This is a genomic window from Paenibacillus nanensis, from assembly GCF_003583765.1.
Taxonomy (GTDB): Bacteria; Bacillota; Bacilli; order Paenibacillales; family Paenibacillaceae; genus Pristimantibacillus; species Pristimantibacillus nanensis.
Genome location: NZ_QXQA01000001.1, coordinates 240359 through 262737 on the forward strand (window position 1 = coordinate 240359; position 22379 = coordinate 262737).

At 54.6% G+C, this 22379-nt stretch carries 22 protein-coding genes; 15 read left to right on the top strand and 7 right to left on the bottom strand.

Annotated features, from left to right (window positions below):
* The first annotated feature begins 373 nt into the window (after nucleotides 1–373).
* The 3 genes from D3P08_RS01065 to bioB all read left to right on the top strand — a co-directional run bounded on the left by D3P08_RS01065 (nucleotide 374) and on the right by bioB (nucleotide 3169).
* Nucleotides 374–1162 (top strand): Cof-type HAD-IIB family hydrolase, encoded by a 789-nt coding sequence (locus tag D3P08_RS01065; protein WP_119597577.1) that lies wholly within the window; start codon nucleotides 374–376, stop codon nucleotides 1160–1162.
* 70 nt (nucleotides 1163–1232) lie between these two features.
* Complete coding sequence (locus D3P08_RS01070; protein WP_240647182.1) at nucleotides 1233–1997, top strand: protein-glutamine gamma-glutamyltransferase; 765 nt, start codon at nucleotides 1233–1235, stop codon at nucleotides 1995–1997.
* Between the two features lie 179 nt (nucleotides 1998–2176).
* Nucleotides 2177–3169, top strand: coding sequence for a biotin synthase BioB (gene bioB, locus D3P08_RS01075; RefSeq protein WP_240647246.1), 993 nt, complete (start codon nucleotides 2177–2179; stop codon nucleotides 3167–3169).
* A gap of 96 nt (nucleotides 3170–3265) precedes the next feature.
* Here the strand turns inward: bioB and D3P08_RS01080 are convergent, their stop codons facing one another.
* From D3P08_RS01080 to D3P08_RS01095, 4 genes are all read right to left on the bottom strand, one after another.
* A complete protein-coding gene (locus D3P08_RS01080; RefSeq protein ID WP_119597579.1) occupies nucleotides 3266–4009 on the bottom strand; it encodes a peptidylprolyl isomerase in 744 nt (247 codons plus the stop codon).
* A gap of 108 nt (nucleotides 4010–4117) precedes the next feature.
* Nucleotides 4118–5101, bottom strand: a complete 984-nt coding sequence (locus D3P08_RS01085) for a 2,3-diaminopropionate biosynthesis protein SbnB (RefSeq protein ID WP_119597580.1) — start codon at nucleotides 5099–5101, stop codon at nucleotides 4118–4120.
* 18 nt (nucleotides 5102–5119) lie between these two features.
* Nucleotides 5120–6097: a 2,3-diaminopropionate biosynthesis protein SbnA gene (gene sbnA / locus D3P08_RS01090; protein WP_119597581.1), complete on the bottom strand. Its 978-nt coding sequence runs from the start codon at nucleotides 6095–6097 to the stop codon at nucleotides 5120–5122.
* Nucleotides 6094–7335: an AMP-binding protein gene (locus D3P08_RS01095; RefSeq protein WP_240647184.1), complete on the bottom strand. Its 1242-nt coding sequence runs from the start codon at nucleotides 7333–7335 to the stop codon at nucleotides 6094–6096. The genes sbnA and D3P08_RS01095 overlap by 4 nt, the downstream gene beginning before the upstream one ends.
* A 237-nt stretch (nucleotides 7336–7572) precedes the next feature.
* On the opposite strand from D3P08_RS01095, the gene D3P08_RS01100 reads away from it, so the two are divergent.
* Nucleotides 7573–8382: a YheC/YheD family protein gene (locus D3P08_RS01100; protein ID WP_119597582.1), complete on the top strand. Its 810-nt coding sequence runs from the start codon at nucleotides 7573–7575 to the stop codon at nucleotides 8380–8382.
* A 59-nt stretch (nucleotides 8383–8441) separates the two neighbouring features.
* Here D3P08_RS01100 and D3P08_RS01105 read toward each other — a convergent pair whose 3' ends face one another.
* On the bottom strand, nucleotides 8442–9695 hold the full coding sequence (locus D3P08_RS01105) for an S-layer homology domain-containing protein (RefSeq protein ID WP_162848322.1): 1254 nt from the start codon (nucleotides 9693–9695) through the stop codon (nucleotides 8442–8444).
* Between the two features lie 284 nt (nucleotides 9696–9979).
* On the opposite strand from D3P08_RS01105, the gene D3P08_RS01110 reads away from it, so the two are divergent.
* Nucleotides 9980–10255, top strand: coding sequence for a hypothetical protein (locus D3P08_RS01110; protein WP_147381757.1), 276 nt, complete (start codon nucleotides 9980–9982; stop codon nucleotides 10253–10255).
* Nucleotides 10256–10355: 100 nt separating this feature from the next.
* Here the strand turns inward: D3P08_RS01110 and ytxJ are convergent, their stop codons facing one another.
* On the bottom strand, nucleotides 10356–10694 hold the full coding sequence (gene ytxJ / locus D3P08_RS01115) for a bacillithiol system redox-active protein YtxJ (RefSeq protein ID WP_119597585.1): 339 nt from the start codon (nucleotides 10692–10694) through the stop codon (nucleotides 10356–10358).
* 218 nt (nucleotides 10695–10912) lie between these two features.
* Here ytxJ and D3P08_RS01120 point away from each other — a divergent pair, with 218 nt between their 5' ends.
* Complete coding sequence (locus D3P08_RS01120) at nucleotides 10913–11494, top strand: TetR/AcrR family transcriptional regulator (RefSeq protein ID WP_276311092.1); 582 nt, start codon at nucleotides 10913–10915, stop codon at nucleotides 11492–11494.
* Between the two features lie 106 nt (nucleotides 11495–11600).
* Nucleotides 11601–13622 (top strand): YhgE/Pip family protein, encoded by a 2022-nt coding sequence (locus tag D3P08_RS01125; protein WP_119597587.1) that lies wholly within the window; start codon nucleotides 11601–11603, stop codon nucleotides 13620–13622.
* A 315-nt stretch (nucleotides 13623–13937) separates the two neighbouring features.
* Here D3P08_RS01125 and D3P08_RS27050 read toward each other — a convergent pair whose 3' ends face one another.
* On the bottom strand, nucleotides 13938–14174 hold the full coding sequence (locus tag D3P08_RS27050) for a hypothetical protein (protein ID WP_147381758.1): 237 nt from the start codon (nucleotides 14172–14174) through the stop codon (nucleotides 13938–13940).
* Nucleotides 14175–14457: 283 nt separating this feature from the next.
* Between D3P08_RS27050 and D3P08_RS01130 the strand changes: the two genes are divergently transcribed.
* The 8 genes from D3P08_RS01130 (at nucleotide 14458) to D3P08_RS01165 (ending at nucleotide 22279) form a co-directional block, all read left to right on the top strand.
* The gene (locus D3P08_RS01130) at nucleotides 14458–15579 is read left to right on the top strand and encodes an ABC transporter ATP-binding protein (protein WP_119597588.1); all 1122 of its coding nucleotides are present in this window, start codon (nucleotides 14458–14460) and stop codon (nucleotides 15577–15579) included.
* On the top strand, nucleotides 15569–16387 hold the full coding sequence (locus tag D3P08_RS01135) for an ABC transporter permease (protein WP_119597981.1): 819 nt from the start codon (nucleotides 15569–15571) through the stop codon (nucleotides 16385–16387). Before D3P08_RS01130 ends, D3P08_RS01135 begins: the two co-directional genes overlap by 11 nt.
* Nucleotides 16374–17180 carry an ABC transporter permease gene (locus tag D3P08_RS01140; protein WP_119597589.1) on the top strand — a complete coding sequence of 269 codons (807 nt, stop codon included), beginning with the start codon at nucleotides 16374–16376 and terminating at the stop codon, nucleotides 17178–17180. The genes D3P08_RS01135 and D3P08_RS01140 overlap by 14 nt, the downstream gene beginning before the upstream one ends.
* A complete protein-coding gene (locus D3P08_RS01145; protein WP_119597590.1) occupies nucleotides 17177–18250 on the top strand; it encodes an ABC transporter substrate-binding protein in 1074 nt (357 codons plus the stop codon). Before D3P08_RS01140 ends, D3P08_RS01145 begins: the two co-directional genes overlap by 4 nt.
* Before the next feature lie 434 nt (nucleotides 18251–18684).
* Complete coding sequence (locus tag D3P08_RS01150; RefSeq protein WP_119597591.1) at nucleotides 18685–19308, top strand: YhbD family protein; 624 nt, start codon at nucleotides 18685–18687, stop codon at nucleotides 19306–19308.
* Between the two features lie 15 nt (nucleotides 19309–19323).
* Nucleotides 19324–20040 carry a hypothetical protein gene (locus D3P08_RS01155; protein WP_119597592.1) on the top strand — a complete coding sequence of 239 codons (717 nt, stop codon included), beginning with the start codon at nucleotides 19324–19326 and terminating at the stop codon, nucleotides 20038–20040.
* Nucleotides 20033–20701, top strand: coding sequence for a hypothetical protein (locus tag D3P08_RS01160; protein ID WP_119597593.1), 669 nt, complete (start codon nucleotides 20033–20035; stop codon nucleotides 20699–20701). The genes D3P08_RS01155 and D3P08_RS01160 overlap by 8 nt, the downstream gene beginning before the upstream one ends.
* Nucleotides 20702–20737: 36 nt before the next feature.
* Entirely contained in the window at nucleotides 20738–22279 is a 1542-nt protein-coding gene (locus D3P08_RS01165) for an MFS transporter (protein ID WP_420819009.1), read from the top strand.
* Nucleotides 22280–22379 lie beyond the last annotated feature (100 nt).

The following is a 22379-nucleotide window of genomic DNA, read 5'->3' on the forward strand; positions in this document are numbered from 1 at the left end:
AAAAAAGCACCCGCAAGGCAGACGATAATCGTCTTGCCCTGCGGGTGCTTCCCGCTGATCCGAACATTCGTTTCCATTACTATACATCAGCCAAGGGGAAGGAGTCAACGGGGGGAGGATAAGGATTTGTAGGTCCTCATGAATCCCTTTGTCTAGAGACTCCGCGGCGTTCTGCAGCCGGTAGAGCTGAATTACCCATTTGGGACTTACCCCAACATGGCTGAACAGACGCTGCAGCTTTCGCGGATGACTGCCGAATAATCGGACAAGCTCTGAAACCGGGAGAACGCTCAATCTCGGCTGGTAACGATACTAGCCCTATGCCTATCAATCTCTTATACTTATATAAAAAGAGAAGGATAGGAGTGTCGCCATGAGCTACAAAATCGTGTTTTTCGATATTGACGGAACGCTGGTGAACGAAGAGAAGGAAATTCCGGCGGATACCGTCGCCGCGATTCGGGAATTGAAAGAGAGGGGCGTCGAGCCTGTAATCGCTACGGGCCGGGCGCCTTATTTCATTAAACCGCTGGCTGAGCGGCTAGGCATTGAGTCGTTTGTTTGCCTTAACGGCGGTTATGTCGTTTACAAGGGCGAGCCGCTTTATAAGCATACGATTGAAAAAAACGCCTTGGAGAAGCTGGTTGCCCTTGCGGCCCGGCACGGCCATGGCTTAGTATTCGAAGGCGAGCATACCTTCTGCGCGGACCGCGAAGAGCATCCTTTTATAACAGAATCGGTATTATCGCTGAAGGTGGAGCTCCCGGCCTACAACCCTGATTTTTGGAGAACGGCTGACATCTTCCAGGTGTTCCTGCACTGCGAAAGCAAAGATGAACCGCTCTATGAAGCGTTGAAAACGGACTTTACGCTGATCCGCTGGCATCCTTACGCGATGGATGTGCTGCCTGCCGGCGGCTCGAAAGCGAGGGGGATTGCAGCTATGCTCGAGAAGCTGGGGTATACCGCTTCCGATGCCGTTGCTTTCGGGGACGGGCTGAACGATAAAGAAATGCTCGCGTACGTCGGCTTTGGCGTCGCAATGGGCAACTCGAACCCGGAGCTGCTTCCTTATGCCGATTTCGTCACGACGCATGTAGACGAGCAAGGCATTCGCAACGGATTGATCGAAGCGGGCCTGCTTCCCGTCTATTCGGCTTAGCGGCCTGCACCAATCGGCGCTTACCCACGTACAATAACCCAATGACATCAAGACGTTTGGGGGAAAGCACGTGATTGTAATCGCGAATGGCAGCCCTGTGCAGATTTCGCCAGGCATGCTGACGGAGCTGGAGAGGAAAACATTACGGAGGAAGATGAACAGTCCCGTTACGTATTGGTATCCCGACCTTGACGCGCTTGTTTTTGAGCTGAAACTGCGCACGAATATTGTGCAGGCGGCGAGAGCGTTATACTCGAGCGGGGTCCGTTTCGCAACCTTTAGCAGATCCCGGGCCAACCCGCAGTTCTGGATTCGTACGCCTGACGGCGGATTTCTGCTTCGTCCGGGCGTTCCGCCCGCCGTGGCGGTAAGCGATATTTTCAACCAGGGTCAAATGTACGCATTCGAATGTGCGGGGGCTATTATTATTATGCTGTATAAAGCCGTGCTGGAGTCAATCGGCGAGGCGGCGTTCAACCGGCACTTTCAGGGGCTATTCCTAAGAGACTGGCAGACGGATAGGGATCTTCAATTAACAACGAGCCATAACTTGAACGAAGTATATGCGGGCGACGTGCTGTATTTCCGCAATCCGGACCATCATCCGTCCACGCCGGAGTGGCAAGGGGAAAATGTCATCATGCTCGATGACAATCTTTATTTCGGGCACGGTATCGGAATCGGCACGGCGGGCGACATCATCAGGCAGCTTAACCGGGCGAGAAGGCCCTTCAGCTTTGTGTCGGCCTATCTGGATGATTTGGTGCTGCGGCCGAACTTCGAGGCGGTGCGCATGCTGATGTACCGCATGGCCCCGTTAAGACCTGTTGTTTAAAGACGTACGGATATGATGATAAAAAAAGCGGTCTTCGTCTGAAAGCTGTCGGACGGAGGCCGCTTTATTCTTTACAGAGAATACCATTGTCTGATAGAATGAACGTGTTTTTATTGTTAACCTTTTACTTCTTAATTTAAGTTAACAATTCATACGAATAGGGGAGTGAAGCGTTGGATTTGACACTTCAAGCAGTCGAATGGAAAGCGCTGGCGCGCAAAGCATTGAACGGCGACCAGCTGACGCCCGAGGAAGGACTGGCTGTGCTTGAGGCGCCTGATGACGAAGTGCTGCCGCTGATGCACGCCGCCTTTGAGGTGCGGAAGCGTTATTATGGCAAAAAAGTAAAGCTGAATATGATCATCAATGCAAAGAGCGGCCTCTGTCCGGAAGACTGCGGATATTGCTCGCAGTCGATTGTCTCGACGGCTCCGGTGAGCAAATATACGCTTCTCGACAAGGAGTCGCTGCTCGCGGGCGCCCGCGAAGCGATGGAGCGCAAAGCCGGTACGTATTGCATTGTAGCTGCGGGAAAAGGACCGACGGATAAGGAGCTTCAGCAAGTGGCGGAGGCCGTTCGGGAGATTCGGGCGACTATGCCGCTCAAAATATGCGCCTGCCTTGGCATTTTGAAGGACGGACAAGCGGAGAAGCTCGCCGAAGCGGGCGTGCATCGTTACAATCACAACCTGAATACAAGCAGGGAGAACTACCCGTCCATTACGACGACGCATACCTACGATCAGAGGGTAGAGACCGTGCAGAGAAGCAGAGCGGCCGGCATGTCGCCTTGCTCCGGCATCATTATCGGCATGGGAGAGACCGATCGGGAGATTGTGGAGATGGCCTATGCGCTGCGCGAGCTCGACGCGGATTCGGTTCCGATTAACTTCCTGACTCCCATACCCGGAACGCCGCTTGGCGGTTCGGCCCGAACGCCGGCGATGAAGGCGCTCAAGGTGCTCGCGCTCTTCCGGTTCATCTGCCCGGCCAAAGAAATCCGCGTCTCCGGCGGACGCGAAGCGAGTCTTCGTTCGCTGCAGCCGCTGTCGCTTTACGCGGCCAACTCGATATTCGTCGGCGATTATTTGACGACGCCGGGACAAGAGGCGGCGTACGATCATCAAATGATTGAAGACCTGGGGTTCGAGATTGAGGCGTGCGCGCTTTAAAAAGAGTGTCCTCGATATGAAAAAAGCTCCCCTCAGCATACAGGCTTGATGCGTGCCTGTCAGCTAGGGGAGCACATTGCGGTCATATAGCGCGAGTTAAGGCGTCTTTTCCGGCTGCTCGAAGGTCATTCCTTTTTTATCGACGGTAACCTTCTTCATCGAGATCGGCTCAAGAGGCCGATCGCTGGCGTCACGCTCTTGGTTCACAATCACGTCAACGGCCTCGAGGCCTTCGGTGACGGCGCCGAACGCCGCGTATTGGGTATCCAGGTGAGGAGCGTCGGCTGCCATGATGAAGAACTGGGAGCCCGCGGAATCCGGATCATTCGAGCGTGCCATCGAAATGACGCCTTTCGTATGCTTCAGCTTATTCTCGAAGCCGTTGGCGCTGAACTCGCCCGGAATCGAGTAGCCGGGGCCGCCCATTCCGGTTCCCTCGGGGTCGCCGCCCTGGATCATAAAGCCCGGGATGACGCGATGGAAAATTAGACCGTCATAGAAGCCTTGATCGATCAAAGAAATGAAGTTATTGACGGTGTTCGGCGCAACCTCCGGATAAAGCTCGACCTTAATGACCTGGTCATTGCTCAGCTCGATGGTGACGAGAGGATGCTTGTCCGAACCAAGCAGCTCAGGCCCGTCCGCTTCCGCAGGCGAAGGCGATGGCGACGGAGACGGGGAAGGGGAGGGGGAGGCTGTGCTGCCGCCGCCTTGCTCTTGCCCCGCGCTTCCGCCGGAGCCCGGTTTGCCTTGATCGACGCCGCAAGCCGTCATCATTGTGAGCACTAAGAATAGGAGCGCAAGCGCCCCGAAGGTTGATTTTGAACGAATTTTACGCATAGCAAAAAATCCTCCTGAGAAGTTCATGGTAAGCGGCGCTGCCTCGACGGGAGGCTGGACGCCTATGAAATATTTTACCATAACCGCCTCAGGAAAATCTAACCTGGCTTAGTCCAGAGTAGCGCCAATGCCGAGCTCCAAGCTTTTTCTGTAAAACCAGTCCGCAACCGCAACGTCAAATACAGCCATGCCCATGGGGCAGAACAGAACGGGATCCTTCACAGTATCGATGCGCTTCAGCGCGTCTCGGAGGACGACTTCTTCCAGTGTCATGACAGCATCCTGCTGCAGTCCCGATTCGCGATGGAGCAGCTCGATATCGGTGTTCTCCCGGCACACCTCCGTCCAATCGTCTACGATGACAGCCTTGATCCCTTGAATGGCCTCCAGCTTGAAGTCGCGAAGCGAAACATCAAGCAGCAGCGTTCCGGGAGACGGCGGGAGCCCAATGTATCTCTCTTGGCTGACTGTGCAATTGATAATGACGTTACATGCGGCATACAGCTCTTCCCAGCTGCTCGCGGCGACCGTCTGGATTGCCGAAGGCTCGTTTGCCGAAGGAGCCAGGCGAAAGTCCACGCCCCGGATATCGTAGACGTACAGCTTTTCGATACAATCGCCGAACCATTTGCTGCACATGTCGAAATGGAAGCGGCCGATCGGCCCCCAGCCGATAATGCCGATTCTATGAGCGCGCTCGGATGCGGGGCGGCTGCTCAGCCATTGCTTCAGCAGCAGCCCGCTGACTGCGGCGGTTCTCGCCCCGCTGACGGCGGGGCTGTTCAGCATAGCGGCCGGAACGCCGGTTGCGGCGTCATTCAAAATGGTGACGCTGTGAGCCCTGGGCAGTCCAGCTTCGATATTGCCCGGAAAGCTGGCGATCCACTTCAGCCCGGCCATCCGGATTTCGCCGCCGACATAAGCGGGCATCGCGATGATCCGATTGCGCGTATCGCCGTAACGCAGGTACGGCTTAAGCGGCTGCGCGCAGTCTCCATGCTCCATCGCTTCGAGAGCCCTCTGGATCACCGCCGCTAACGCCTCCCAATGAAAACCGATCTCCTGGATGTGACTGTCCCCCAAATAGCGCAAGCTTGCTTCCCCTCTCCGTTACCGTGTTCTGCCGAATTGCTCGATCATCCAATCATCATTAAACACCGTGTCCATATACCGTTCGCCTCGGTCATGAAGAATAACGACGCAGATTGAACCGTCTGGGATGCGGTCGAATACGTTTTTCAATGCGGCAATCCCTGCGCCGGAAGAGGGGCCCGCGAGAATCGACTCGGAGGCGGCTAGCCGCCTGCAGCCGAGAGCCATCTCCTCGTCCGTCACGTTCATCGCGATATCCATGAAACGGTTAGCCGCAAACGGCGGCACGATGCCTGCTCCAAGTCCCGGGAAACGCCGAGGCCCTTTTTCGCCGCCCAGAATAACGCTGCCGGCCGCATCGACCGCTACGATTTTTGTGACAAGCCCGTGATCCCGGGCATATTTGGCGCACCCGAGCATCGTGCCGCATGTGCTGACGCCGCCGATCACATAGTCGACTTGATCAAGCGCGTCCGCAATTTCGGGCATCGTCCCTTCGTAGTGGGCCAAGTAGTTATGCTCGTTGCCGTATTGGTTCGGCCAGAAGCTGCCCGGAGTGGCATCCAGCAGCTGGCGGACGCGCTCCAGCCGGGCGGGAAGAAATTCGCCGGTCGCCGGATCCGGCGTTTCGACGCGTGAGACGGCCGCGCCGTAAGCTTTCATGATGGCGATATTTTGCGAGGTTGTTTTAGGATCGATCACGCTGGTGAACGTCATGCCCAGGTAGGAGCAGATGGCCGATAGGCTGATCGCCATATTGCCGGAGCTGGATTCAATGACGGCCGATCCTGGCCCGATTTTTCCCTCCTCCCAGGCGCGGCTGATCATGCGGAGCGCAGGGCGGTCCTTTGCGCTTCCGGTCGGATTCATCAGCTCCAGCTTCCCGTACACCCGGACGCCGCGGTCATTCGCAAACAGTGTCTGCAGGGGGACAAGCGGCGTTTTGCCGATTTGGCTTAACCAGCTGTTTTTTGAAATTATGCCAGGCTCTCTCATGTATACAGCCTCTTTGATTTTACTGTTCCGCTGGGCAAATCCTCGCGCTTGCCGGTTGGAATGACCTCGATACCTTGCAGAAGACGGTTTTGAATCATCTGTCCGATCTCCTCGATTTTCCTCTCTACATCCGTCTGTATGGCCGTTGCTGTGTCCTCACGCCAGCCTTCTCCCGCGATATATAGCTTCAATTTGTTATCGCGCACCATCACGCGAAGGGCGGCATGCGGCAGATGCTTGCTGACCACCTCTTCGATATCGTATAGGCTTATTTTTTCGCCGTGCTTCAGCTCGTGTCCGATCCGCTTCGTCAAGCAGCGAAACGTCTGCAGCGGCTTGCCGTCTTTGTGAACCGTCCGAAAGTCGCGGACGACATCATACGTGACGTAACGAATGACGGGGAAGAGGCTCCGTTCAAAAGAGGTCAACACCAGTACGCCTTCCTCTTCGCCAAGCGGCTGAAACCCTTCGCCGAGCTGCTCTGCGGGGAGAGACTCGCCGATGAGGCCGTCCGCAAGCACATAGCGCCCCAGCTCGTGATCGAAGGCCGCGATCGCGCCGACTTCGATGGAGCCGTAGGTATCCAGAATATCGGCAGGCGCGAGCCCGAAGCGCGCGGCCATCCTTCGCTGCCATTCGGACGAGGCGAGCTCGCCGACCAGGATGATTTTGCGAAGACCTAAAGAGGGCGGGTCTGAAGCCGCATCGGCGATCGCTTCAAGAATCGAAGGCATGGTATAGAGAAGCTGGGGCTGAAAATGTCTGATGCTGCTCAAGTGTTCTTCAATGGGAGCTGTGAACGGAATCGCCTCGGCTTGCAGCCCCATGCTTGCAAAAATAGACAGCGCCGTGCTTGCCGCATGACCCGTGCCGAGATCGGCCATCGCTTTAGTGAGGGTATGCCGCTCGCCCAGCCACGCGAGATAGCTTTTTCTTTTGGCCTCCATGTAGCGGAAGTCATCTTCCGCGGAATAGTAGATCGCTTTGCGAATGCCCGTGGATGTCCCGGAGGTTCTGTAAACCGATAAGCCGAACTCCGTGCGGGGGGATTGCGCATAGTAATATTTCTCGAGCTTCTCCGCGCCTAGCAGTGGAAGCCTCTCAAGAAGAGAAGAGGGAGAGTCGTGCTGATCGTCAAGGGTAATGCTAGAGGGCTCTAACAAGTCTTTGTACCATGGATGCAACCGGGTGATGAGCCGCAGCTGCTCGGTCAGAAGACGCATTTTATTGTCGCGCATAGATGCTCCCTCCTCCGGTTTTAACGGTTCAACCATCCCGATTGCCGTTACTTTAAGCATATGTTTTTGGGAGATATTGGTTCGGTTATGACGACAGCGGCCTAAAGCGATTTTTTGATTTTTTCGTATAGTAATACTAGAACGAGATTAACAGAGACAAGAGTCTATCAGTAGAAACAATAGCGGAGCAAAATTCCGCCTGCGCCCCAAGCAGGCGAGAAGGGAGTTCATTATTTTATGCCTAAGCTTAACGTGAAATCTAGCAGAAAGGTCTACCGCATTGCCGACAAGTGGGCCAAAACCAATGTTATGCTTCAAGATAAAGGTCTGCGCTCGTTTATTCCCGTAACCCGGAGATTCAACCAGAGTACGTTTCGCAGCATGCTGCAGCGCTACAGGATGGTTTACGTAAAGCCGACGTTCGGTTCACTCGGGCGCGGCGTGATGCGGGTGGAGAAAAGAGCGGGCGGTACGTATTCGTACCAGCTTGGGGGGAGAAGGCGGTCGTTTAAAAGCTTTGACGCGCTTTACCGCGCCGTCAAACAGGACACGCTGGGCAAAAGCTATCTCGTGCAGCAAGGCATTCATGCGCTTGGATATGAAGGAAGAAGCTATGATTTGCGGGTTGTCGTGCAGCAGTCTCCTTCCGGCGGATTGGAAGCCACGGGGACTGTAGCAAGGGTAGCCCACCCTGGCAAAATCGTAACAAACGGCAGCCAAGGGGGCACCATCCTTCCGGCAGAGCAGGTGCTGGGGATTTCGACTTCACCGCTTCAACGGGTCAAGCTGCTCAGGACGATCGACCAAATCGGCGTCAACACGATGAAGCGTCTTCGCCGCCGTTATCCGAGACTGAAGGAGATCGGACTCGATGTCGCGATTGACCGCAATCACCATCCATGGATTTTGGAAGTGAATACGACGCCGGATCATTGTCCGTTCGCGATTTTACAGGATCAGACGATGATTCGCAAAATAATCGATTATGGCAGCAGGTATGGACGCAGGTACCGACTGAAATGCTTCAAAGCCAAAACGACCTTGTAAATAGTGAAAGAGCCGGCGCATGCGGGATGCGCCGGCTCTTTATCGCTTCTGTGCCGTTCTTATTTTTTTGGAGCGATAGAGAAGATGACTTGCTTCTGTTTGCTGTCGATCAGCAGGGTCACCGTATCATTGCCGATTTCGGCATAGGTTTTGCTGACGATCTGGCCGCCCTCCACCTTTGCGCATACGTCGCTGAACAATTGCTTGAATTCGGAAGCATTGTAGCCGAACAGCCCGTTCGCGAATTGCTCGATGACTTCCTTATTGCGCGCCAGTGTGCCTTCCCGAAGCCTGATCGTAATACCGTATGTGTTGTATTGCGGATCCAGCCAGATCGAAGCTTCTTCATTAACCGCCGTGGAGCTCGCCGCGCTGCTTTGGTTCTGCACGCTTTCCTTCTCGGCTTGATCTTTGTAGAGTCTTAACGTGGTGTCGAACACGTCGTGATTGGCGCCTCTTAACGCGCCTACCGTTAGAAGCGATTCATAGGCGTCCCACATCCGCTTGTCGGGGAACACAATAATTTTGCTGCCCCCGCCTGCCGTCGGAACGACGCGCTCCAGCTTGTCCGGGGACACGTTGACCGCGATGCGTTTGCTCTTATGGGTCAGTCGCTCGAGGATGATGAGAGCTTGAGCCCGGGTGACCTTTTGCCCAACGCCGAAAAAGCCGTTCGGGAACCCTTCCATAATCCCCTTTACGAGAGCTTCGGCGATGAAGCGCTGCTCCCGTTCCGTCGCGCTGTTAATATCGCCGTATGCTTGCGCCATCTTTTGGCCGAAGACGCTGTCCTCCAGAAACTCCGTTTCTTGAAGCGTGTAGTAGATGACCTCGGCAACATTTTCGCGTGTCATATCCGCTTGGAAGTCCGTGTAGCGGCTTTTATTGATGAAGTGCAGATCGCTGGCGATATCGATAAATTCTTTGGCCCAGTAGCCGGATGCGCTAGGCTCGAACGAGAAATAACGATAATCCTGCTGCAGGATCGTCTGGTTCTCGAGACTCAACGAGGCTAGAAAAGCGCTGTTCCAGCTGCGAGTGCCGTTAGGGTGCAAATCGGAGTAGGACAGGATAAGCATTTTGACGAACTGATCGATCTTAACCGGCTCTTCCGGGCGAAAAGTCCCATCGGCGTAACCGTCCAGGATGCCTCTATTAACCATGTCTTTAATCGTGGCTTCCGCCCAATGCCCTTTTGTATCTGAAAATCCTGCGCTTGGAGCAGCCGCCGCTGCGCGTTCGAAGGTCGAAGGAAGCGAAACCGACGCTCCTATCATCGTGATGGTAATGATGAGTCCTAACCAACGTTTCATGAATTCGATGTCCTCCCAAATCGATATATTCCGACATTCTCTAGATAACCACATCCGTTCGTTCTTTAGAATGGGCTGAATGAAGCAACCTTTTCCAGCAGGACAGGCCTACTGCAAGTAGAGCCTGAAGCATAGGGTGGTCCATACTGCTAGTTACTTTTTCGCAGGCGTGAGGCTGAGGGTGTAGGTCTTGCTTAGGCATTAGGGATGGGGACTGAGGGTGGGTGTGGATGCCGAGTGTGAGGAGCTGCAGCGGTGTTTTTTGCCGTTGCGGGGATATGGAAGTGGCGCAAGTGGGGGCTGTAATGGTGTTTTTTACCGTTGCAGGGATGGAGGTGGCGTGTGGGGGAGCTGTAATGGCGTTTTTCGCCGTTGCAGAGGTGGAAGTGGCGTGTGAGGGAGCTGTAATGGCGTTTTTCGCCGTTGCATGGGTGGAAGTGGCGTATGCCGGGGCTGTAATGGTGTTTTTTACCGTTGCAGGGGCGGGAGTGGCGCGAGTGTGGGCTGTAATGGTGTTTTTCACCGTTGCAGAGATGGAAGTGGCGTGTGGGGGACTGTAATGGCGGTTTTTGCCGTTGCAGGGGCAGTGGCTGAGCTAGAAAAAAAGACGGCTCCAATGCGACAATTGCGCTTTTGAAGCCGTCTCTGCTCACAGTCAGATTAATCCAACACTGCGCTAATATGAGCTTTCGTTACGGACCAATGCGAGGCGGTCCAAACCTTTGCTTTTTTGTCGATGAAAATAATTTGAGGGGACTCGTGCTTAACGCCGGTGTCTTCCGCGATTTGGTTAGAAACCGGGCGAGACTCGATCACTTTAACCAACAGGTAATCAATGTCTTCGCGCGGGCTTCCGTTCAAGTAATTGTTGAATTCTTCATAAGCATTGGCGCTGACGGGACAAGTCGTGCTGTGCTTAAAAACGACGACAGGACGTTCGTCTGAGCGCTGATAAGCGTCCTCCCATTCCTGTGCGGTTGTAATTTCTCTGTATGGCATGTGCGAACACTCCTTTTAGGTTGGTTGATCGGTCTTTTGCCGAATGTACATCTATTATATCTCTTGTTGGCGGACAAAGTCATCTTTGCGAAAATGGCGAAAGTGATCATTATCACTTTCCTATTGAAAGGCTGTAAAGATTTTGATAAGATAGGACCATCAACGAAATGACCGAATCGGTTTTTTGGTCAATCGGTCAAACTTGTCAAAGCAAGGGGGTGTTACCCATTATCGATCGGCGCAAACAGATCATCGACGCGGCGGCCAAGTCCTTTTCCATGTTTGGCTACAAGGCGACAACAATGGACGGAGTCGCAAAGATCGCGAATGTAGGAAAAGGAACGATTTATACGTTTTTTACGAACAAGGAAGAGCTGTTCCAGGAAATTATGAACCGGATGATTTCCGAAATGAAGCGGATCGCAGAGGAAGCCATTGATCCGGGCCGGTTATTTTTCGATAATTTGAGCGTTGTGCTTGAGCATTTGCTTGACTTCCAGGAGGAGCACGAGCTTGCGCTCAAGCTGTCCCAGGAGATGCGGGAGATCGGAACGCCAATGGCGCTCGAAGGACTTCAGCAGATGGAGCGCGCAGTCGTCGGTTATATTGCGGGGCAGGTTACCCAGGCGATTAAGAAGGGCGAGATTAAGCCTTGTGAGCCGGAAATGACAGCCTTTATTATGCTAAAAATGTATATGGCGCTTGCGGTGGAGTGGAAGAAAACGCATCAGCCGTTGGAAAAGAGGCAGGTCGCGGGCTATTTACGGTTTTATATGGAGCAGGGATTGGCGCCTGTATAGCAGGGCCTTTTTTTCTGGGCGAACTGACCGAATGATCAAAGTGGTCATTTCGTACGATAACCGAAGATAACATTAAAATAACTGCAATAAGGAGCGGAGATCCTCAATGAAACTGAAAGGCATAAAACAATTCGGCAAAGAGCTGTCAGCAATCGGCCGAAACAAAAAACTGCTTATTCCCATAATCGGCGTGTTGACTATCCCGGTTATGTATTCATCCATGTTTCTCGGCGCGTTCTGGGACCCGTACGGCAACCTTGAGAAGCTTCCGGTAGCCGTCGTTAACTCGGATGAAGGTACCGTGTTTCAAGATGAACAAATGCATATCGGGCAAGATTTCGTGGAACAGTTAAAGGAAGAGCCGAAATTTGACTGGGCCTTCGTGACCGAAGAAGAAGCGATGCAAGGCATGAAGGATAACAAATATTATATGGCTATTGAGATACCGGAGGATTTTTCGGAAAAGACAGCTTCTCTTACCTCCGACCAACCGGAGCGGGCTAAGCTGGTATTTCTGCCGAATAAAAGCTCGAACTTTCTAGCCTCGCAGATCGGCAGCAATGCTGTTGAACAAATGAAAAGCTTGCTGAACCAAGAAGTAACCGAGGCTTATACAAGGACCGTATTCGATAAGCTGGAGTCAGCCGCTGACGGCATTGTGCAGGCGAGCGACGGAGCCGGTGAGATCGCCGATGGAGCAGCAAAAGCAAAGGATGGCGCTGATCTGCTCGAGCAAAATTTGCGGAAGCTGGCTAGCGGTACAGTCTCGCTGCAGGAAGGTGTAACGAAGCTCAATGATGCGGGCAAGCAGTTGCAAAGCGGCAGTGCAGAGCTGCAAGCCGGCGCTGAAACACTTGCCGGAGGCATGGGGCAGCTTGCTGACGCAAGCAGTCAACTGGCCCAGGGCGCTTCAAGCGCCAAAGAAGGCGCTTCGAGTCTGACAGACGGCTTGACGGCGTCGGCAGCGGGAGCAGCTGAATTGAAGGACGGCGCAGCGTCGCTGTCCGCTGGACTTCAAGGCTTAGCGGCGAAAAACCCGGCATTGGCGGAAGACCCTAACTTTCAAGCCTTGGTTGAAGCCAGCAAAGGCTTAGCCATCGGAATGGAGCAATCGGCCGCCGGGCAAGAGCAGCTGCTTGCTGGCGCTGCAGAGCTGAAATCCGGACTAGAAGGATTATCTGCAGGAGCAGGTACATTTAATACAAAGCTGGAAGAAGCGAAGACGGGGGCTGAATCGTTAACTGAGGGCATTACAAAGCTGGCCGGCGGTTCGTCTGAGCTATCGTCGGGACTGGGCAAGCTGAAGGCTTCCGTCGACTCTATGACTTCGGGAACAAAGCAGCTGAAGGATGGCGCTACGGAGATGGCATCCGGTCTTACCAAGCTTCAAGACGGTTCGCTAGAGCTGTCGACAAAGCTGAGCGACGCTTCCTCGGAATCGTCTGATCTATCCCTGACCGATGATATGGTGAGCATGTTCGCCGAGCCGATTGAGCTTGACGTGGACCCGATTACGGATGTGCCGAACTACGGTACGGGGCTTGCGCCGTACTTCCTGTCCCTCGGCTTGTATGTAGGCGCCATGCTGCTTACAATTGTTTATTCGGTAAAAGAACCGGCTGTTCGCCCTGCGAACGGATGGAGCTGGTTCTGGAGCAAGGCGCTGACGCTTATGGCGATTGGCACCATTCAAGCACTGATCGCGGACGCCGCGCTTCTCTATATTTTGAAGCTGAACGTTCAAAATATCCCGTTGTTTATAATGTTCTCGATTGCGACAAGTATTACGTATATGATGATTATTCATTTCCTTGTTGCAACAATGGGCAATCCGGGACGTTTTATAGCTGTAATCATACTCATTCTGCAGCTCACAAGCTCTTCGGGCACATTCCCGGGCGAGCTGACTCCAGGCTGGCTGCAGCATGTGTCGCCTTGGCTGCCGATGACGTATTCGGTCGCGGGCCTGAGAGATGTAATCTCGAGCGGCGAACTAAGCCGCATGTGGAACGACGTTGGTTTGCTGGCGGTCTACGCCGCCGCGTTCGCGGTTCTGTCGCTGACGTACTTCATCATCAGCCACCGCAAGGGACGCGGAGAGAGCAACGACGATATGGCAGCTGTATAAGTGGGGGCGCCGCGTAAAGCGGCGCTTTTTTTTGCGTTATAAGCCGCAAAAATCGGCTTACAAGCCGCGCCGCGCCCCGCGCCTGCGCAGTAAGCCGTAAAAATCGGCTTACAAGCCGCGCCAAGGCCCTGCCAGCGAGCGGTAAGCCGTAATAATCGGCTTACAAGCCGCGCCAGGCCTCGCCGCCCGCGCAGTAAGCCGTAAAAATCGGCTTACAAGCCGCGCCGCGACCCGCGCCCGCACAGTAAGCCGCAAAAATCGGCTTACAAGCCGCGCCGAGCCCCGCCGCCCGCGCAGTAAGCCGTAAAAATCGGCTTACAAGCCGCGCCAGGCCTCGCCGCCCGCGCAGTAAGCCGCAAAAATCGGCTTACAAGCCGCGCCGCACCAGGCCTCGCCGCCCGCGCAGCAAGCCGCAAAAATCGGCTTACAAGCTGCGCCGCGCCCCGCACCCGCGCAGTAAGCCGCAAAAACCGGCTTACAAGCCGCGCCAAGGCCCTGCCAGCGAGCGGTAAGCCGTAATAATCGGCTTACAAGCCGCGCCGCGCCCCGCACACGCGCAGTAAGCCGTAAAAATAGGCTTACAAGCCGCGCCCAGGCCCGGCCAGCGAGCAGTAAGTCGCAAAAATCGGCTTACAAGCCGCGCCGCGCCCCGCCGCCCGCGCAGTAAGCCGCAAAAATCGGCTTACAAGCCGCGCCCAGGCCCGCGCCCGCGCATCCCCCAATCTCGACAAAAAATTAGAGATTGGACAAAAGTCCCAAGTTTTCTCTTGCCGTTTCGCGCGAATGCTGTATAATCCAATTGATTTCTTTATTTGGTGCAGAGGAGGCAAGCCGGATGCGGGATACGACAATTATCCGTTTTGAGCATGTGACGAAGCAATATGACCATAACGACCCTGCGGTGCTTAAAAGCGTTAGCTTTGAGATCGAGCGGGGCAAATTTTACACGCTGCTTGGGCCGTCGGGCTGCGGCAAAACAACGATCCTACGGCTGATTGCGGGTTTCACGGAGCCGACGGAGGGCAACATTTATTTCAACGGGAAGATCATCAACCGCGTGCCGGCCAATGAACGCCAGGTCAATACGGTGTTCCAAGACTACGCGTTGTTCCCGCATCTTAACGTATACGAGAACGTGGCGTTCGGTCTGCGGATCAAAGGGCTGAAGCATGATGACATTTTCGCCAAAGTCACCGAAGCGCTTCGATTCGTCAACCTGAGCGGCTATGAAAACCGCGAAATTACCGAAATGTCCGGCGGCCAGCGTCAGCGCGTCGCGATTGCAAGAGCCATTGTGAACGAGCCGGAAATTTTGCTGCTGGACGAGCCGCTGTCTGCGCTTGACCTTAAGCTTCGCACGGAGATGCAGTATGAGCTGCGCGAGTTGCAGCGGCGCCTTGGGATTACATTTATTTTTGTGACGCACGATCAAGAGGAAGCGCTGGCGATGTCGGACGAAATCTTTGTCCTGAACGAAGGTTCGATACAGCAGTCCGGCACGCCGACCGACATTTATGATGAGCCGATCAACCGGTTTGTGGCGGATTTCATCGGGGAGTCCAACATCGTCAAGGGCCGCATGCTGCGCGACTTCGAAGTGGAATTTGCGGGCCGCACGTTTGAGTGCGTCGACCAGGGCTTGAACGACGGGGAAAGTGTCGATATCGTCATTCGCCCGGAGGATCTCGAGATTACGAGTCCTGAGAGCGGCAAGCTGAAGGTGAAGGTGGATACGCAGCTGTTCCGCGGCGTGCACTACGAGATCAGCTGCTACGACGAAGCGGGCAACGAGTGGCTTGTCCACTCTACTAAAAAAGCGACGGTCGGGGAGCAGATCGGTCTGACGTTCGAGCCGGAAGCGATCCACGTCATGCGTCTCGGCGAGACGGAAGAGGAGTTCGACAGACGGCTGGAGTCTTATGAAGAAAGCGGCGGTGAAGGCAGCGATGGACGTTAGAGCGCGCAACCTGTATATCGTCCCTTACGTGCTCTGGATCGTGCTGTTCGTTGCGGCGCCGATTCTGCTTATTGTGTATTATTCGTTTTTTGATGTCGAAGGTCAGTTTACTTTCGGCAACTATGAGAAGTTTTTTACGCCCGTTTATTTGAAAATGACGCTCAGCTCCTTCTGGTATGCGCTGCTCATTACCGTGTTTTCGCTGCTGGTGGCCTACCCGACGGCTTATCTGCTGACGAAAACAAAGCATAAAGGGCTTTGGCTGCTCTTGATCATATTGCCGAGCTGGATCAACCTGCTGCTGAAGGCGTATGCGTTCATCGGCTTGTTCGGCACATACGGCTTGGTTAATGCGGTGCTCGAGATGACCGGCATCGGCACGAAGCAAATTTTGTTCACGGACTTCAGCTTTGTGTTCGTGTCGGTGTATATTTTTATCCCGTTCATGATTTTGCCGATATTCAATGCCTTGGAGAAAATGAACCCGACGCTCATCGACGCCGCGCGCGACCTTGGCGCTTCCCCGTGGATGACGTTCCGCCGCGTTGTGTTCCCGCTTACGCTCGACGGCGTGAAGGCGGGCTGCATGGCTGTATTTATTCCGGCCTTGTCGCTGTTTATGATTACGCGGCTCATCGCGGGCAACCGGGTCATTACGCTCGGCACGGCGATCGAGCAGCACTTCCTGGTAACGCAGGACTGGGGCATGGGCGCGACGATTGCGGTGTTCCTGATCATTGCGATGGCGCTGATCATGCTGCTTACCGGGAACCGAAAGCGAGGGTTGATCGACATTGTCAAAAGGTAAATGGAAGCTGTCTAATCTTTATCTGATTGCCGTGTTCGTCATCCTGTACGCGCCGATCTTCTATCTCATGTTCTACTCCTTCAACAGCGGAGGTTCGATGCGGAATTTCGAGGGCTTCACCTGGGAGTTTTACGGAGAAGTGTTCCAGGATACGCGGCTCCTGATCATCGTGCTGAACACCTTTGTGATCGCGCTGCTGTCCTCGGCGATTTCAACGATTATCGGGGTGCTCGGCGCGATCGCGATTCACTATATTCGCAGCAACCGCCCGAAGGGCGCGCTGCTGACGCTGAACAACGTGCTGATCGTCAGCCCGGACGTCATTATCGGGGCGTCGTTCCTGATCCTGTTCACGATTGCGGGCATCCAGCTTGGCTTCGTGTCCGTGCTGCTGTCGCATATCGCGTTCAGCATTCCGATCGTCGTCATTATGGTGCTGCCGAAGCTGCAGGAGATGAGCGGCTCGCTCATCGACGCGGCGCGCGACCTTGGCGCCAGCTCCTGGCAGGTGCTGACGAAGGTCATTATGCCGTATATTAAACCGGGCATTTTTGCCGGATTTTTTATGGCGTTAACATATTCGCTCGACGACTTCGCGGTCACGTTCTTCGTAACGGGCAACGGCTTCTCGACGCTGTCGGTCGAGATCTACTCGCGGGCGCGCCAAGGCGTGTCGCTATCGATTAACGCGCTCTCTACGCTTATTTTCTTGTTCACGGTGCTGCTGGTGATCGGCTACTACTTCATTAACCGCCGCAACAGCCGTCCGGCCGGGAAGGAGGGACGCGCATGAGCCAGATTGTACGCATGTTCCTGATCGTGTTCGTCGCCGCTTTCGGCCTCATGTACGCCACCGCGTATTTGAACGAAAGCGAAGGATATTCCGGCGACAACACGCTAACCGTCTACAATTGGGGCGATTACATCGATCCCGAGCTGCTGGAACGCTTCGAGGAGGAAACGGGGATTAAGGTCATCTACCAGACGTTCGATTCGAACGAAGCGATGATGACGAAGATTAAGCAGGGCGGCACGACGTTCGACGTAGCGGTTCCATCCGAATATGCCATCAGCAAAATGAAAGAGGATAACCTGCTGCTCCCGATCGATCACTCGAAGCTGCCGAATTTAAAGCATATTGATTCAAGGTTTATGAATCTGTCCTTCGATCCGGAGAACGCCTACTCCGTGCCGTATTTCTGGGGAACCGTCGGCATTGTGTTCCATCCCGATCTGGTCGGCGACCTGACGTTCGAGAGCTGGGACGATCTTTGGGATCCGAGCCTGCGCAATAACGTGTTCCTGCTGGACGGCGCTCGCGAAGTGATGGGCATGGGGTTGAACAGCCTTGGCTATTCGCTCAACGATACGAACGAGGAGCATCTGCAGGAGGCACTCGCCAAGCTGTCGAAGCTGACGCCGAATGTGAAAGCGATCGTCGGCGACGAGATTAAGATGCTCATCGCGAACGAAGAAGCGGCAGCCGGCCTCGTCTGGTCCGGGGACGCCTCGGAGATCATGTACGAGAACGAGGAGCTCGATTACGTGGTGCCGAAGGAAGGCTCGAACCTATGGTTCGATAACATGGTCATTCCGAAGAGCGCGCGTAACCTCGAAGGGGCGCATCAATTCATCAACTTTATGCTCGATCCGGAAGTGGCGGCCCAGAACGCGGAGTATGTCGGCTATTCCACGCCGAACAAGGAAGCGCTCGCGATGCTGCCGGAGGAGATTTCCGGCGATGAACGCTTCTACCCGGACGAGGAGCTGACGGCGCGTCTGGAGGTATACGACAACCTCGGTCCGCGCATGCTGTCGCATTACAACGAGCTGTTCCTCGAGTTTAAAATGCATCGGAAATAGGGATTGAGCCGCACTGCAGTGGAGATAAGAAGCATGATACAGCCTTATGAGGCCGGTCATGCTTCTTTTTTCGTGGAGCAATTACATCATTAAGGGCACAGGCGCGTAATTGCTGCGATTCTGCAACAATTTAACGCATTGCTAATTGCTGTATAATAAATTCCTGCAATTCTGCATTAATTTTCACCTGACCGCTTCAATATCCGGACGTTTCGCTAATAATCATGTATTTTTGCAGCAATTTCCCTGAGATCCACCATTTAATATTCAAAATGCTGCATTTTCGCATCATTTTTATAAAAACGTGTGCCATGTTAGAACAGCCTGCGAAAACTCGCAAAGCTATCTAGAGACTCGGAAGGTCTCCGCCCTCAGACCGATGAGACGCGTAACAATGTTATGTTACGATACTCTCGTGACTGGGAGGTGCAACGATGGATTCGGATCTCATATCGAAAAAAGAGCTGCTCGATGTGACCGGCATTTCCTACGGACAGCTGTACCGATGGAAGCGCAAGCAGCTTATACCCGAAGCGTGGTTCATCCGCAAGTCCGCTTATACGGGACAGGAAACTTTTTTTCCAAGAGAGCTGATCCTATCCCGTATCGACAAAATATTAAACCTAAAGGATGATGTGTCCCTAGATGAGCTGGCGGAAAGGCTGTCGGGGCAAATGGCCGGACTTGAGCTCAGGAAAAGAGATTTTTTGAAGCTTGGCATCGTGTCCGCGGACTTGCTGAAGAGATGGGCAGCAAAGGATGACGATGAGCGGATTTATGCGTTTGAGGAGATGCTGTTTTTCCAAACGGCTGAAGCCTTGCTTCGGGCTGGAACGCTGCAAATGGAGGAAGGGGGCGCGCTTTTGGCGATGCTGAACGAGCATTACGCCAAGTTCAAAGGGCAGCCTTGCGATCTTATCGTGTTCCGCCGAATGGGCGCCGCTTCGTTTGCGCTTGTCGAATCTGAAACGGAGCTTTATTTTGACGGCGGTATAAAGGCTGCGGCCAGACTTGCGATGTCCGGACAGGTCGAGCAGTTAAAAGGGATGCTGGTGTAAAGGAGACTTTCATCTATGATACAAACGGAGAAAAAAGAACGGCAGCCGTACGCGCTGCCCAAAATGAAAATGAACGGCATCGTTCAAGGCGCGGGAGGAGATTACGCGTCGGTTGAGGTGGATGGCGTCGGCCGTATTATCGGGGATGTAAGGGCAGCGTCGCATGCTCGAATGAACGGCGTTATTACGGTGGAAGGCAGCGTGAGCGCATTTGAGCTCGCCATGGACGGAAAGATGAAGGTGGAAGGCGGATTGCGGGCAGGATCGGCGCGATTGGACGGCATGATGAAGGTCGGAGGACCGATCGTTGCGGATTCCTTCAAAATGAGCGGCATGCTGACGGCGGAGGGAAACGTGGAGGCGGAGCAGCTTGACATCCGCGGCGTCGTTTCGCTGCGGGGGATGGTGAATGCCGGCTCCGTCGAGATCGGCTTATCGCACCGAGCGAGCGAAGTGGAGGAGATCGGCGGGGAATCCGTAACCGTCAAACGGCTTAAGGGGAGCGGCTGGAGCTGGCTGTGGAAGTGGGCGGTTCCGCAGAGCGACCCTGTTCTGACGACGGCATTGATCGAAGGCGATATCGTGCTGCTGGAGCATACCCATGCGGACATCGTGCGCGGACGACGGGTGACGATCGGGAAAGGCTGCCGAATCGGCCGCGTGGAATACCGAGAAGAACTGAACGTCCATCCTGGCGCTATCGTACGGAAGGAGGAGAAAACAGGTGGTTGAGGCGCTTCCAAATGTAAGGCTGGTAGGCGATTCAGAAACAATTGGCGGCAGATTCGGCCGGCTCCGGATTACGGGAGACGCGAAGTTTGCCGGCGACGTGACTTGCGACCTGTTCGCGCTGACAGGGACGGCCCAGGTAAGCGGCGGCTTAGCGATGAAAAGCATGTCATTTACAGGCGACGTCAAAGTGGAAGGACCGCTCCATGGCGGCAATCTGAAAGGGACGGGCGAGCTTCTGCTGAAGAGCGGCTTCCGCGGAGAGGAGCTGCGTTTATTGGGTAGTCTTACCGCCTCGGAAGCCGTCGAAGCGGAACGCATCAGCCTACGAGGCGCGCTGCAATCTCCTGGACTGGTCAACGCGGATGAGTTGACGATCCGCATGCATGGACCGTCCCGCGCGAAAGAAATTGCGGGCGGCAGCCTAACCATCCGCAGGAGCAGAGGGATGGCGCTGAAGGATTTAATCCGCTCGAGCCACCGTTCCGAGCTCATGGCTGAACTGATCGAGGGGGATGACCTCTATATCGAATATGTGCGCGCCGATGTGGTGCGGGGCAATAAGATCAGTCTCGGGCCGGGCTGCGTTATCGGGAGAGTGGAGTACCGCCACACCATTCAGAAACACGCGAAGGCAAAAACAGGTACAGAGGTTCGAGTTTAACGAATGTATCGAATTTAAGGAAGAAAGGTTGCGTTAATTTTGACAGCAGTTAAACCAAAAAACAATATAGGCATCGTCGTGGCAGGACTTCTGCTCGCGATTCTGATGGCTTCGATGGACAATACCATCGTATCGACCGCCATGGGCAATATCGTCGCCGAGCTCGGCGGCTTCGACAAGTTCGTCTGGGTAACATCCGCCTACATGGTGGCGGAGATGGCGGGGATGCCGATCTTCGGCAAGCTGTCCGACATGTACGGGCGGAAGCGGTTCTTCGTGTTTGGTCTAATCGTGTTTATGATCGGCTCGGCGTTATGCGGCACAGCCTCCAACATTACGGAGCTCGCTTTGTTCAGGGCGCTGCAAGGCATCGGAGCAGGCGCGATGGTTCCAACCTCGTTCACGATCATGTTCGACGCGGTGCCGGTTCAGCAGCGCGGCAAGCTCGGCGGATTGTTCGGCGCCGTATTCGGGATGTCCAGTATTTTCGGTCCGCTCCTTGGCGCTTATATTACCGACCATATCGCATGGGAGTGGGTTTTCTACATTAATCTGCCGCTGGGCGTTATCGCGCTCTGCATGATTGCATTCTTTTACAAAGAGTCCATGGAGCATTCCAAGCAGCCGATCGATTGGCTGGGCGCTGTTACCTTAATCGGCGCGGTCGTCTGTCTGATGTTCGGACTGGAGCTAGGCGGCAAGACCTTCGCATGGGATTCCGCTCAAATTATCGGTTTATTCGCCGGCAGCGCGGCGCTGCTAGCCATCTTCCTGTTCGTGGAGACAAAAGCGAAGGAGCCGATTATTACGTACGGGTTGTTCAAAAACCGTATTTACTCCACCAGCATTCTGACTGCGTTTTTCAGCGGCGCAGCGTTTATCGTGGCGTCCGTCTACATCCCGATTTTTATTCAGGGCGTGCTCGGCGGGACGGCGACCAACTCGGGTCTCGTGCTTCTGCCGATGATGGTAGGCTCCGTTGTGACGGCTACGATGGGCGGCTTCCTTATGACAAAGCTGCCTTACCGGAACATTATGATTCCGACGTTAGTGCTGCTCGTGGCGGGTACGGTTCTGGTCACAACGCTCGGAACGGAGTCAAGCCGGCTGGTCGTCACGATTTATATGGTTCTGATCGGCCTCGGCATCGGCGCCTCGTTCTCGGTTCTAAGCAATGCGGCCATTCACGGAATCAGCGCCCGTCAGCGCGGCACGGCAAGCTCCACGCTTAACTTTATCCGATCGCTTGGCATGACGGTAGGGATTACCGTATTCGGCATTCTGCAGAGCAACAGCTTTACCGGTAAGCTGTCGGACGCGTTCGCCGCAAGCGGCATGCAAGGCGGGGGCGACGTTTCCTTCGGCGACCCGCGCGAGCTGCTGAAGCCTGAGACGCGCGCGAATTTCCCGGAGGAAGTGCTGAACGTGATTACCGAATCGCTGTCCTCTTCCATCACGTTTACGTTTGCGATGGCGGTCATTCCGGCGGCGCTGGCGCTTCTTGTCTCCTTCTTTATGGGGAGGAGCAAGCTTGACCCTTCCGCGGAGGAGCAAGTCGAAGGCGGGTTTGGCCACTAACCGGCATAGAATGGGGAGCAGAAGCCTGAACCGTGCTTAAATGGCGCGGTTTAGGCTTTTTTTGACGCATGGGGCGGCGAAGATGCCGTCTACCCGTCTT